The 13,491-nt window shown below is 60.2% G+C and carries 11 protein-coding genes; 8 read left to right on the plus strand and 3 right to left on the minus strand.

Annotated elements, in window-relative coordinates:
* The first annotated feature begins 391 nt into the window (after positions 1 to 391).
* A complete protein-coding gene (locus AB4N85_RS22860) occupies positions 392 to 1,405 on the plus strand; it encodes an ABC transporter substrate-binding protein (protein WP_460066011.1) in 1,014 nt (337 codons plus the stop codon).
* Between the two features lie 130 nt (positions 1,406 to 1,535).
* On the opposite strand, the gene AB4N85_RS22865 is transcribed toward AB4N85_RS22860, so the two are convergent.
* Complete coding sequence (locus AB4N85_RS22865; protein ID WP_095181123.1) at positions 1,536 to 2,456, minus strand: LysR family transcriptional regulator; 921 nt, start codon at positions 2,454 to 2,456, stop codon at positions 1,536 to 1,538.
* Positions 2,457 to 2,638: 182 nt separating this feature from the next.
* Between AB4N85_RS22865 and AB4N85_RS22870 the strand changes: the two genes are divergently transcribed.
* Positions 2,639 to 3,547 (plus strand): TauD/TfdA dioxygenase family protein, encoded by a 909-nt coding sequence (locus AB4N85_RS22870; protein WP_056787022.1) that lies wholly within the window; start codon positions 2,639 to 2,641, stop codon positions 3,545 to 3,547.
* Between the two features lie 197 nt (positions 3,548 to 3,744).
* Here AB4N85_RS22870 and AB4N85_RS22875 read toward each other — a convergent pair whose 3' ends face one another.
* Positions 3,745 to 5,361: an alkaline phosphatase family protein gene (locus AB4N85_RS22875; RefSeq protein WP_460066014.1), complete on the minus strand. Its 1,617-nt coding sequence runs from the start codon at positions 5,359 to 5,361 to the stop codon at positions 3,745 to 3,747.
* Positions 5,362 to 5,575: 214 nt separating this feature from the next.
* Positions 5,576 to 6,520, minus strand: coding sequence for a LysR family transcriptional regulator (locus AB4N85_RS22880; protein WP_460066017.1), 945 nt, complete (start codon positions 6,518 to 6,520; stop codon positions 5,576 to 5,578).
* Positions 6,521 to 6,685: 165 nt separating this feature from the next.
* On the opposite strand from AB4N85_RS22880, the gene AB4N85_RS22885 reads away from it, so the two are divergent.
* The 6 genes from AB4N85_RS22885 to AB4N85_RS22910 all read left to right on the plus strand — a co-directional run bounded on the left by AB4N85_RS22885 (position 6,686) and on the right by AB4N85_RS22910 (position 13,373).
* Positions 6,686 to 9,046 carry a TonB-dependent receptor gene (locus AB4N85_RS22885; protein WP_460066020.1) on the plus strand — a complete coding sequence of 787 codons (2,361 nt, stop codon included), beginning with the start codon at positions 6,686 to 6,688 and terminating at the stop codon, positions 9,044 to 9,046.
* A 409-nt stretch (positions 9,047 to 9,455) separates the two neighbouring features.
* Positions 9,456 to 10,271: an energy transducer TonB gene (locus AB4N85_RS22890; RefSeq protein ID WP_252868601.1), complete on the plus strand. Its 816-nt coding sequence runs from the start codon at positions 9,456 to 9,458 to the stop codon at positions 10,269 to 10,271.
* A gap of 45 nt (positions 10,272 to 10,316) precedes the next feature.
* Positions 10,317 to 11,042, plus strand: a complete 726-nt coding sequence (locus AB4N85_RS22895; RefSeq protein ID WP_041477454.1) for a MotA/TolQ/ExbB proton channel family protein — start codon at positions 10,317 to 10,319, stop codon at positions 11,040 to 11,042.
* A 1-nt stretch (position 11,043) separates the two neighbouring features.
* Positions 11,044 to 11,445, plus strand: coding sequence for an ExbD/TolR family protein (locus AB4N85_RS22900; protein ID WP_056787038.1), 402 nt, complete (start codon positions 11,044 to 11,046; stop codon positions 11,443 to 11,445).
* Between the two features lie 362 nt (positions 11,446 to 11,807).
* Positions 11,808 to 12,389 (plus strand): alpha/beta hydrolase, encoded by a 582-nt coding sequence (locus AB4N85_RS22905; RefSeq protein ID WP_041477456.1) that lies wholly within the window; start codon positions 11,808 to 11,810, stop codon positions 12,387 to 12,389.
* Between the two features lie 51 nt (positions 12,390 to 12,440).
* The gene (locus tag AB4N85_RS22910) at positions 12,441 to 13,373 is read left to right on the plus strand and encodes a sigma 54-interacting transcriptional regulator (RefSeq protein WP_095181118.1); all 933 of its coding nucleotides are present in this window, start codon (positions 12,441 to 12,443) and stop codon (positions 13,371 to 13,373) included.
* Positions 13,374 to 13,491 lie beyond the last annotated feature (118 nt).

Here is a 13,491-nt window from a genome sequence, read left to right on the forward strand (position 1 = left end):
GACCTCCGTTGTCGGGTTGCATGGCGAACCGCTTTTCATGTGGGAGCGAGCCTGCTCGCGAATGGCTGTTTCAGGCAGCACTGATGTCGGCTGGTATGGCCTATTCGCGAGCAGGCTCGCTCCCACACTGGGTTTCGTCATATATGAAACTGATCTAACAAAGTTGCGTTCGATGCTATCGGGAGATAAGCGAATCCATTTAAGGCTTGCCTGCTTACGCGCATCCAATGCATTCGAAGAATATTTTCGATGCTGTTAATGCATATCGCGCTGCAAACCGCACACGCCCTCGCTTAGCTCATATGGATATAAAAATGTGCATTTATAGTATTTAAGTGAAGGTGTGCATCCGGCCTACTTTCGGCTCCTCAGCGATCAAGGAGCCGCACCCATGAACCTTCCCTTCAAACGAATCATCAGCCTGCTGGCCGCCCCGGCGCTTGCAGGCTTTCTTGCGCTTGGCGCCCAAGCCGAAGAACTCAAGGAAATCCGCATCGCCGTGCCCGACCTCAGCGCCGGCACTCAACACAGCGGCGGCGGCATCGTCGATGTGCTGCGCGATCAGCAGATCTTCGAAAAGGCCTTCGCCGAGCAGGGCATCAAGATCCAGTGGAGTTTCTTCAAGGGCGCCGGGCCGGTGATCAATGAGGCGTTTGCCAATGGGCAGGTCGATCTGGCCTATCTCGGTGATCTGGCCGCGATCATCGGCAAGTCCAACGGTCTGGACACGCGCCTGCTCAGCGCCACGGCGCGTGGGGTCAAGCAATACCTCGGCGTGGTGCCGGGCTCGGGAATCAAGACCTTGCAGGATCTCAAGGGCAAACGCGTGGCGATCTTTCGCGGGACGGCGACGCAGCTGTCGTTCGATGCGGCGCTGGCCAGTCAGGGCCTGAGCGAGAAGGATCTGAAGGTCATCAATCTGGATTTCAACGCGGCGGTTTCGGCACTCGCGGCCAAGCAGATCGATGCCTCGTGGGGCAGCTCCGCGCTGAGTGCCTTGCAAGCCAAAGGCCTGGCGGAATTGCCGCTCAACACCAAGGACCTTGGCGGCGCTGGCAGCGTGCAGGCGGTGCTGCTGGGTAATGGCAAGTTTGTCGACGCCCATCCTGAGGTCATTGCGAAACTGCTCAAGGCGCAGCAGCAAGCGGTCGAGTGGCTGACGCAGGACAGCAACAAGGACGCCTATGTGCAGCTGGTATCAGGGCTGGCCAGTTATCCGCCGGTGATTCTGGCTCAGGATCTGAAGGACCAGAATCTCAGTGAGATTTTCCCGTCGACACTGGATCCGGTGTTCTTGAGCGGCCTGCAGGACAAGGTCGACCTGGCGGCGCAGCAGAAGCTGATTCGCAAGCCGTTCAAGATCAGCGATTGGGTGGCGCCAGAGCTTTCTGCAGCCAGGCTTTAGCTTCCAGATCGTTCCCACGCTCCGCGTGGGAATGCAGCCGAGGACGCTCCGCGTCCTTTGTGACGCAGAGCGTCACGGGATTCATTCCCACGCAGAGCGTGGGAACGATCGGCGTGTGCCACGAAGGTTTTCAGACGGCGACGCTGACGTCCTGCCGATCCAACGCGATCAACGTCTCGATCATTGCCCTCGCTGCTGGTGATAGTCGAAACCCGGTGCGGCTGACGATGCCGCAGCGCGCGTTCATCGTTTCGAGGTTCTGCGGCAGGTTGCGCCAGTGCAGCAGCACCAGCGAGCCCTTGGCGACATCCTCGGCAAACGCCTCCTCGGTACCGACACCTATCGCATTGGATTGCAGCACCACTTTGACCAGTGCCGGAAAGTGCTCGGTCTCGATGGTCGGCGAGAAATCGATGCGCCCGCTGAGATTCGCCAGCAACTTGCGAATGCCCGGCGGGATCAGTGTGGCGGCCAGCGGGTAGTCGAACATGTCGTTGGTCGACAGGCTTTCCTTGGCCAGCAACGGATGCCCCGGCCGGCAGAAAAACACGCCGCGCTTGGGCGTCAGCGGTTGCGTCTGGAAATTCGGGTCGGACTCGAAATGGCGGATGTCGGCGATGAAGAATTCGATCTCTTCGCGGCTCAGCGCACGGCTGAGTTTTTCCCAGTTATCCACTTGAAAACAGGTGCGCACTTTCGGGTGCGCATTGATGAACTGCGCCACCGCATCCGGCACCAGTTTCACTGCCGGCGCCGGGCCGCAGCCGAAGTGCACTTCGCCAGCGTCGAGCTTGGTCATCTGCGTCACTTCGGCGCTGAGCAAAGCTGCGCCCTGCACCAGGCTCAGGGCGTGTTGCAGCACCACCTGGCCTTCGGGCGTAGGGCGCAGATCCTTGTTGCCGCGATCGACCAGCACGCAACCGAATTCCTGCTCCAGCCCCTGAATGCTGCGGCTGAACGCCGGTTGAGTGATGCCCATGGCGTCTGCCGCACGGACAAAACTGCGGTGTTCGTTAAGGGCGATGAAGTAGCGCAACTGGCGAAGATCCATATGCTTTTCCGGCATCCTAAAAATAGCTCGAAGGCATTTGCGACGAGGGTTGCTTGAGGTTTTAAATGCAAGCTCTTATTCCGTCAACGAAGCATGTGATTATCTATTAGATGTAAATGGAATATAGATAGAGCGTTGTTTCGCTGCCGTCAAAACCGCAAGCCGTCGATGAGGGTCTTCCCATGAGCAATGCCGCACTCGCTGTAAAACCCGTTTCTCACGCGCTGGAAATTCACCCGGTGGCCGGTCGTATCGGTGCCGAAATCCGCGGCGTTCACCTGTCCGGTGAGCTGGACGCCGCCACTGTCGAAGCCATCCAGCAAGCCTTGGTCGAATACAAAGTGCTGTTCTTCCGCGAGCAGACGCAACTCGACGATCAGCGTCAGGAAGCCTTTGCCCATCTGCTTGGCGAACCGGTGGCGCACCCGACCGTGCCGGTGCGTGAAGGCACTCGCTACCTTCTGGAGCTGGACGGCGCCGAGGGCCAGCGCGCCAATTCCTGGCACACCGACGTGACCTTCGTTGATGCCTATCCGAAAGCATCGATCCTGCGCTCGGTGGTTGCGCCGGCATTCGGCGGCGATACGCTGTGGGCCAACACCGCGACCGCTTACAGCGGTTTGCCGAGCGAGCTGCGTGAGCTGGCCGACAAACTGACCGCTGTGCACAGCAACGAGTACGACTACGCCGGGGCGAAGCCGGACGTCTCGGCAGAGAAGCTGGAGCGCTATCGCAAAGTCTTCACCTCGACCGTCTACGAAACCGAGCACCCGGTGGTGCGCGTGCACCCGATCAGCGGCGAGAAGAGCTTGCTGCTGGGGCATTTCGTCAAACGCATCAAAGGTTATTCACAGGCCGATTCGGCACACCTGTTCGGCTTGCTGCAGAGCCATGTGATCCGCCAGGAAAACACCGTGCGCTGGCGCTGGCAGGCTGGAGATGTGGCGATCTGGGACAACCGCTCGACGCAGCATTACGCGATTGATGATTACGGCACCCAGGATCGCGTGGTGCGCCGGGTGACGCTCAAGGGCGAGGTGCCGGTGGGGGTGAATGGGCAGCGCAGCCAGACCATCAAAGGTCGTGATTGAAGATCAAGAGCCCCTCACCCCAGCCCTCTCCCAGAGGGAGAGGGAGCCGACCGAGTTATCTCGCGTTATGCATCGACCTGAAAGACCTTATCGATTATGGATTCGGTGAAGCTGGATCAGGTCGGTGCACCTCTGAAATATCCCCCATTCAGTCCCCTCTCCCTCCGGGAGAGGGTTAGGGTGAGGGGCTCTTCCCGCTACCAAACACCAATCTGAACAACCTTCTCGGTTTCCGGTTCGCCATAACGAAACCGCTGCCCGCGCAAATCGATCTCCGGATGGCTGATCGTCGTCCGCCGCTTCAACCCCCTCATCCACTCAAACAGATATCCGGCATGCTCCTCGCGCACCGCCGCGTATGCCGGGTCCTCACCCAGATCATTCAGCTCCTGCGGATCATTCAACAGATCAAACAGCTGCGGTCTAAACCCGTCGTACGCCAGGTATTTCCAGCGCTCGCTGCGCACCATGGTCATGCGGCAACGGTCGATCGGCTGGCCGAGACGTTCCCGCGCCGGGGCCTGGAAGGCGTAGTCGTATTCGCTGATTGCATAGCGGCGCCAATCGGGATTTTCCCCGTGCAGCAACGGGATCAATGAACGCCCTTCAAGCCGATGCTCTGCTGCCGGCAATCCCAGTGCTTGAAGAAATGTCGGCAGCGCATCGATGGTTTCTGCCAAGCGCTCATCGACAGTGCCGCGAGTGACATCCGCCGCCCCCCGAGGATCGCGCACGATCAACGGCACACCCACCGCCTGCTCCAGCAAAAACTCCTTCTCGCCGAGCCAATGATCGCCGAGGAAATCGCCGTGATCGCTGGTGAACACGATCAACGTGTCATCCCAGCGCCCGTTGCTCTGTAGAAAATCGAACAGTCTCCCCAACTGATCATCCACTTGCTTGATCAGGCCCATGTAGGTGGGGATTACATTCAATCGTACTGAATCGCGGGAGAAGTTGCGGCTTTCCTCATGTTGGCGAAAGGCAGTGTATACGGGGTGTTTGCTGGCTTCGGAGAGCGTCGCGCGGATCGGTTGCAGAATCGATTTCGTACTGTACAAGGCGTGGTATGGCGACGGTACGATATATGGCCAATGTGGTTTGATGTACGAGAGGTGTAAACACCAGGATTTCTCGCCTTGCTCAGCGATGAAGTCGATGGCCCGAGTTGTAGTGTAGACAGTCTCTGAGTGTTGCTCGGGAATTCGTGCTGGCAAATTCGCATGACGCATTTTCCAGCCGCTGAGGATTTCACCGTTCTCGCCTTCGGCGGCATTCGCCCAGTCGTGCCAGGGATTCTTGCCATCGAAGCCCTGCGCGCGCAGGTATTGGGTATAGGGCGCGGATTCGCGCTTGTCGTCGAATGACGGATCGTCGGGGTAGATGCCGTCGTGGCGCAGGTACGGTTCGAAGCCGAGCTCATTGAGCAACTCGGCTTGCGCGCTTTGCGGGTTGATCGCCAGCCGCTGCAAGGCGTCGACATTGGCCGTCGCATGGGTCTTGCCGACCAGCGCGGTGCGGATGCCGTGAGGTCGCAGGTAATCGCCGATCGTTAATTCATCCAGCGGCAACGGCACCGAGTTCCAGGCCACTTGATGACTGCTGACATAGCGCCCGGTGTAGGCCGACATCCGCGACGGGCCGCAGATCGTGCCTTGGGTGTAGGCACGGCTGAAACGAACGCCTTCGGCAGCGAGGCGATCGATGTTCGGTGTGTGCAGATACGGGTGTCCGTAGCAGGACAGGTAATCGCGGCGCAGTTGATCGCACATGATGTACAGCACGTTGCGCACGGGGTTGGATGGGGTGGGCATGGAGTTCACCGGTCAGTGGGACAGGTGAGGGTTTTCGCTGTCGGTGAGGGTGTTCGGCAAGTGCATTTGGGGAATGAGTTTTATGCAGGGTATGCATTGGTGCCTGCGCTGCCGCTATCGCCGGCAAGCCAGCTCCCACATGTAATGGGGGGTTCACATTATTTGTGCTCGGCGTGAACCATGTGGGAGCTGGCTTGCCAGCGATAGCGGTGGATCAGACAGCGAGATTCTGCAGCGAACAAACCTCCTCATCATGCTGATCAATCTCTTTGATCTGCTCGATCATCGCTTCGGCTAACGGTGACAACCGATACCCGGCGCGGCTGACAATCCCATAGCGGGTGTACAGCTCCTCCAGATCATCCGCCAGGCCTTCGATCTTCAAACAGACCAGCTCACCCTTGGCCAGATGCAGCGCATCGGAATACGCGCCGACAATTCCGATCGCCTCCGAACGCAGCACCACGCTCAACAGCGTCGAACCGTTTTCGCATTCCACATTCGGGGTGAAATCAGGGCGGCCGCTGAGGTCGACGATGACCTTGCGCAGGTTCGGCGGGCGAATGCTTACGGCCAGTGGATAACTCAGCAACTGCTCGGCGGTGATGCGTTCGAACGCCGTCAGCGGATGCCCGGCGCGGCAGCAGAAATTCCATTTGCGCGCCCGCAGGCGGTGGGTCTGGTAATCCGGGTCGGCCTCGAATTGTCGGGTATCGGCGACGAAAAATTCGAACTCTTCGCTGAGCAGGCGTTTGCTCAGGCTCTGCCAGTCATCGACCTGAAACTGCACCCGTGCTTTCGGGTAGCGACCGATGAACGCGCCGATCGCGCGCGGGATCAATCCGGCCGCCGGCGCCGGCCCGCAACCAAAGCGCAACTCCCCGGCTTCGAGGCCGTTGAACTGGCTGATCTCGTTGGCCATCTGCTGCGCACCACTGACCAGTCGCCGTGCGTGTTCGAGCAGCACATGGCCCTGTTTGGTCGGCGGCAATTCCTTGCGCCCACGGTCGACCAACTGACAGCCGACGCTGTGTTCCAGTGCTTGGATGCTGCGGCTGAATGCCGACTGCGACAGGTTCACCGCCTGCGCGCCAGCGACGAAGCTGCGTTGTTCAGCGAGCGCGATGAAGTGACGAAGTTGGCGCAAGTCGATATGCATTTTTCACATAAAAAATATCCGGGAAATGCATTGGATATGCATTAGGTCGACTCCTTATAAAGGCAATCTCTTATGCAGTAAATATTTGTAAATCCATAAATAAATAACTTAAAAGAATATGCAGCGCTGAAGATGTCTGTGTGTTTTTTGACCAGGAGCCGCGCCATGAGTCCGTTGAACCTTGCGTCCCCCCCATCAACCCGACGGCTCAAACGCCTGCCTTTGGCCCTGTTGCTGGCAGGCAGCGCCAGCTGGACTCACGCTTATGCCGCAGAAACCGAAACACCGGCGCCGGTTCCGGCAGGCACAGCGGCGGCCAATGGTTCACAGCTGGAAACGGTGACCGTCACCACCCGCCGCCGCGAAGAAAGCTCGCAAGACGTGCCGACGCCGATGAGCGTGGTCAGTGGGCAGAATCTGGAGACGCAACGGGTTTACCGGATTCAGGATTTGCAGCAACTGGTGCCCAGCGTCAACGTCGCTTACATGCATGCGCGGCAGTCCAGCGTGTCGATCCGTGGCCTCGGTAACAACCCGGCCAGTGATGGCCTGGAAGGCAGCGTTGGCCTGTACATCGACAACGTTTATCTGGGCCGTCCGGGTATGGCAGTGTTCGACTTGATGGATATCGAGCAGCTTGAGGTCTTGCGCGGGCCGCAGGGCACGCTGTTCGGCAAGAACACCACCGCCGGGGTCATCAATATCAGCACCCGCGCGCCCAGTTTCACGCCTGAGCGCAGCATCGAAACATCGGTCGGCGAGGACGGTTATTTCCAGACCAAGGGCACGATTTCCGGGCCGCTCAATGATGAGTTGGCCGGACGTTTTTCCGCCTATCGCACGCGCAGTGACGGCGACATCAAGAACGAATATGACGGCCACGACCTCAACGGCGGCTCCCGCGAGGGCTTCCGCGCGCAGCTGTTGTTCAAGCCCAATGAAAATTTCAATCTGCGCTGGATCGGCGATTACAACGAAGAAGATTCCAGTGCCGGCACCCGCGTGCTGTACAACACCGGGCCGACCATCAACGGCGTCAATCTGTATGAATCGCGGGCCAGCGCGGCCGGGGCGACGCTGGTCAACGGCCGGCATCGCAAGGTCAATCTCGACAATGACCAGCACGTCACCGTGCATCAGGGCGGCACGTCGGTGGAAGCCAATTGGACGTTGCCGAGCGACTTCACCCTGACCTCGGTCAGTTCGTATCGCTTCTGGAATTTCACCCCGCGCAACGACGATGGCCTCAACGTGCCGGCCAGTTACAACGCTGGCGTGTCGGTGGAAGACAAACAGTATTCGCAGGAATTTCGCCTGGCCTCGCCCAAGGGCGAGTTCTTCGATTACGTGGTCGGCGCCTACTATTTCGGCTCGGACCTGGACAACAAATCCTTCGCCTATTACGGCCCGCAAGCGGATATCTGGAACGGCACGCCGGCAGGCGCCCTGGCCAACGTCAGCAGCGTCGGCAACGGCCATATCAAGACCGACAGTTTCGCCCTGTTTGCCCAAGGCACCTGGCACCTGAGCGAGCGGCTGGATTTCACCGCCGGGGTGCGTGGCACCTACGAGGAGAAAAACGCCTCGGTCGGCCGCAACGCGCCGGTCGGCGGTGTAGCTGTGGCCGGCGCGGCAGCCAATGCGCGTCGCGGCCGTGCCGGCGTCTACGATTCCGGAGACTTGAATCAGTACAGCTCCAGCCCCTCGGGACTGCTCAACCTGAGCTATCGCATCACCGACGATGTGCTCGGTTACGCCACGCTGTCCCACGGCGAGAAATCCGGCGGGGTCAACCTTGCGGTCGGCTCCGCACCTACCGCTGGCGCCGACTCGTTATTGATCGGCACCGAGCGCGCCAACAACGCCGAACTCGGCTTCAAAAGCACCCTGTGGGATCGCCGCCTGCAACTCAACGCCAACGTGTTCTGGACCCAGGTCAACGCTTACCAGACCAACGCCTACGACGCCGCCAACCGCGTGCAATACCTGACCAACGCAGGCTCGGTGCGCTCGCGTGGCATCGAGTTCGAAAGCAGCTTGGTGCCGCTGCGTGGCCTGACCCTGAATTTCAACGGCTCGTACAACGACGTCAGCTACCTCTCGTACAAGGATGCGCCGTGCCCGCCGGAAGTCAGCCAGGCCCCGGGTGCACCGGCCTCGTGCGACCTCAGCGGCCATCAAGTGGTCGGCGCGTCGAAATGGATCGGCAACGCCAACGGCGAATACAAATGGAATCTGGCTAACGGCTTCGAACCCTACGTCACCGGCAGCTATGCGTTTCGCTCCAAAGCGGTGGGCACGGTCGAGGATTCCGATTACGGGCAGATACCCAGTTACGCGGTGGTCAACCTTTCCACCGGCCTGCGCGGCGATTTCAATCAGGGCCAGTGGGATGTCTCGCTGTGGCTGAAGAACGCCTTCGACAAAACCTACTACACGACCCTGTGGACCGGCGGTAACGGCGGCTATGAAGGCCTGCTCGGCACCCCGCGAACCCTCGGCGTTACCGGTCGCTACGACTTTTAATTGAGCTTTCAAGGCGCTGACCTGGACATGGCCGTTCAACCAATCCTCAGCGGCGCCGGCAAGCAGACGCAGCTGATCGACAGTGACGGCGGCAATCGCGCCTAACGTCGGCATTCAGCGAACCAAAACCAGCGTTTTAAGGCGTTAACGGATGCCGTATCCGAATACTTTTCATGCCGCAAAAGCATGAGGTTTTTGGCAGATCGCTGCAGCCCTTGTGGTGCGCGGCTTCGGTGAAAACGGGCGATTTGCATATTCCTTGAAGGCCTATGCATAACGTCAAAGATTACTTTCGGTGATAAGCGACCACAGCCAATGATTGCCCCATCGACTACGCCGTGGGGGCTTCAAGAATGGCGGGTCGATCGCTTTGGCTCGTAGAACGAAAGAGACCGCAGGGAGTTGAACAATGGGCAATGTCCAGACCGCCGCCAGCGCAGGGGAATTGCTGTGGCGGCACACGCCGGGTGGCGAACTGGTCGATCTTGGCCGGCCGCACCGGATGCCGTTGGGACAGTTGCGTTTGCAACGTGCGCCCAAGGGCATTTTGAGTCGGCGCGAAACCCTTCTGCTCGGTGTGCTCGCGTTGATTGTGCACGGTGCGGTGATTTATTGGGTCAGCCAGAAACCGACGCCGGTGCTGCCGGTGGTACCGCCGGAAATTCCGCCGATGACTATCGAGTTTTCTCGCCCGGCTCCGCCCGCGCCGCCGGTTGTTGCGCCGCCACCACCGGCGCCCGTGGTCGAGCCGCCACCGCCAGTGGAGGACGAGTTGGCGGTGAAACCGCCGCCGCCCAAGCCGATCGCCAAACCCAAACCGGTGGTGAAACCGCCGCCCAAACCGGCGCCAAAGGCAGTAGAGCAGCCGCCAGCGCCAGCGCCAGCGAAACCGATAGCGCCCGTCGCCGCACCAGCGCCGGCTGCGCCACCGGCACCGGCGCCCGTTACCCCGGCTTCAGCCAACGCTGCGTATCTGAAAAATCCGGCGCCGGAATACCCGTCGCTGGCCCAGCGGCGCGGTTGGGAAGGCACGGTGTTGTTACGGGTGCATGTGTTGGCCAGCGGTAAACCGGGCGAGATCCAGATTGCCAAAAGCAGTGGCCGGCAGCAGCTCGACGACGCAGCGCTCAACGCTGTAAAGCGCTGGAGTTTCGTTCCGGCCAAGCAGGGTGATGTCGCCCAGGACGGCTGGGTCAGCGTGCCCATCGATTTCAAGATTCATTAAACCGAAACCAAATTCGCGCGAAATGTTTACACGAGGGAACACATCATGACGTTACTGGCATCTCCACTGGAATCCATCGAAAGCGCGGTGATCTGGCTGCTGGTGGTTTTTTCCGTTGCCACTTGGGGCCTGGCGTTGCTCAAGGCTGTGCAGTTCGGTCGTCTGAAAGCGCAGGATCGGCGCTTTCACAAACGTTTCTGGGCGGCGTCGAGTCTGGATGCCGCGGCAGAGTTGAGCGAAACCCAGCCCGGCGCCGCAGCGCGAGTGGCGCAGGCTGGCTATGCAGCGATCCAGGTGGGCGAGGCGCCGCAGGCGAATGATCTGAGCCAGGCGATCAACCATCAGGATCGCCTCGAGCGTGCCTTGCGCCAGCAGATCGTCCGCGAACGGCGTTCGCTGGAAACCGGTCTGGCGGTTGTCGCGAGTATCGGCAGCACCTCGCCGTTCATTGGTCTGTTTGGCACGGTGTGGGGAATCATGGAGGCCTTGAAAGGCATCAGCGCCGCCGGTTCGGCGAGCCTGGAAACGGTGGCCGGGCCGATCGGTGCGGCACTCGTCGCGACCGGCGTGGGCATCGCCGTCGCGGTGCCGGCGGTGCTGGTTTACAACTATTTTTTGCGAAGGCTGAAACTGACCGCCGCGGATCTCGATGACTTCGCCCACGACTTCTACAGCCTGGCGCAGAAGAGCGCGTTCCGCGTGCTGATCCACCCGACCGCACACAAGGTGGCAACGTCGGGCAACGCGGCAAAAGTGAAGGAGGCCTCCTGATATGGCCTTCTCCACGCAAGACACGGATGAGGTGCTCAGTGAAATCAACGTGACGCCGCTGGTAGACGTGATGCTGGTGCTGCTGGTGGTGTTTATCGTCACCGCGCCGCTGCTGACCAACGCGATCCCGATCAACCTGCCGAAGACCGAAGCGGTGGCGCCGGTCGAGCAGAAGGATCCGCTGGTGGTGAGCATCGACGGCGTCGGCAAACTGTTTATCAACAAGGACGAGATTCAGCCCGACTTGCTCGAATTCAACCTCAAGTCGGCCAAAGCCAAGGACCCGGAGGTGCGCGTGCAATTGCAGGCCGATGACGGGGTGAATTACGGCGAAGTGGCGCGAGCCATGGCTTCGATCGAACGGGCGGGGATTACCAAGTTGTCGGTGATTACTGCGCGGTGACAGATTTCGTTTTTCCGGGGCCGTCTCCTTGGCAGGGTGCGGCCCTTTTTTTGCGTTCAGTTTTTGAAAAGCCCCTCACCCTAGCCCTCTCCCGGAGGGAGAGGGGACTGACCGGGTTGTCTGGCGGCTATACACCGATATGAGAAATCCAGTCGAACTCAAGATTTGAAGAGCCTGAAGATCAGCTCCCTTTCCCCCTCGCTCCTTGGGGGAGAGGGCTGGGGTGAGGGGGAAGAATCTCACGCCCTACACAGATCACATATTCGATACAGGTCTTAATAAATAGCTTCTTATTCCTTAACGAATATAACTCCTCTCCCTATACTCGACCCGGAACAGACACGACGCAGGAGAGCTTCCCCATGCGCAACGAATCAATCCGCTACCTGATTGTGCCGGGCTGGCAAGGATCGCCAGAAGATCATTGGCAAAGCCATTGGCAGAACAGCCTGCCGAACAGCGCACGGGTGGAACAGGCCGATTGGCTGACGCCGCGCCGTGAGGACTGGGTCGCCGCGCTGGCCGAAGCGATTGCCGCCGACAGCACGCCGGTCATTCTCATCGCTCACAGCCTCGGCTGCATCACCGTTGCCCACTGGGCGGCGACTGCGCCGCTGCAATACCTGCGTCAGGTGCGCGGGGCGTTGCTGGTTGCGCCGGCCGATGTCGAGCGTCCTGCCTGTGCGCCGGCACTGCGCAATTTCGCGCCGATCCCGACGGATCTTTTGCCGTTTCCCAGTCAGGTCGTCAGCTCCGACAACGACGCCGCCGTCAGTGCCCCGCGCGCGCTCGAACTGGCACGCAACTGGGGGGCGGAGGCGGGGATTCTTGCCGGTGCCGGGCACATCAACGTCAAGTCCGGGCATCAGCGTTGGGAGCAGGGTTTCGCCTATCTCTATCGCCTGCAAAACCGCCTGGAAGACCACGCCCGCCGTCGCGCCTGATCTAATTTTTCAACGCCCCCGTCGGCTGGCGGTTTTGGGCGGGAGCCTACCATGAGTTTTGAAACCTTCGGTCAGCCCTTGCTGACCTTTCCCGATGCGGAAAAGAGCCCCCTGAGCATTCGCGCCAAGGCGCTGGTGTTCGTCGACCCACGCTCGCGGCAATTGCGCGAGGAGTTGGAGCAGTTGGCTCCCCGTTCGATTTCAGTGTTGATTCGCGGTGAGACTGGCACCGGTAAAGAGCTGCTCGCCCGGCATATCCATCGCGCCAGTGACCGCAGCGGTCTGTTCGTTTCGGTGAACTGCGGCGCGATCAGCCCGACCTACGCCGACGCCGAACTGTTCGGCTACGCCGCCGGCAGCTACAGCGGTTCGGCCAGCAGCCGCGCCGGCTGGTTCGGTTCGGCCAACGGCGGCACCTTGTACCTGGATGAGATCGGCGATTTGCCGCTGCCGATTCAGGTCAAGCTGCTCGCGGCGCTGGAAAATCACGAAGTCACCCGCGTCGGTGCGCATCAGCCGAGCCCCGTGGATGTGCGTCTGGTGGCGGCGACCAGCATCGATCTGGCCCAGGCCGTGGACGCCGGGAAATTTCACGAGCGGCTCTATCACTATCTCAGCGAGGGTCATCTGGAGCTGCCGGCGTTGCGCGCGCGGACCGGCGACATCCTCTCGCTGGCCGAGTATTTCCTTGGCATCTACAGCCAGCGTCTGGACCTGCCCGTGCCGCTGATCAGCGAAGCCGCGCAACATGTGCTCGAACAACACGGCTGGCCGGGCAACACCCGCGAACTGGAAAACGTCATCCACTTCGCTCTGCTGGTCAGCACCGGCGACGAGATCCTGCCGGAACATCTGAACCTGCCTGACGCGTCTGCGCCGCAGGTTCAGATCGAACGTCTGGTGAGGCAGACCCACATCGGCGGTAGCAGTGCAGAGCGTAAGGCCTTGAAAGATTGGCTGATTCGCTTGAGCGAGGCGGTATAAGCATTTTCTTCAGCATGAACAAAATGGAATATGAAGCTGAATAAACGTTATTGTCCGGGAATAAAAAATCCGGGTATTGTCCGCCTCACGCCAGCGATATCACTTCACTGGCACACGT

The organism is Pseudomonas sp. H1_G08, from assembly GCF_054681355.1.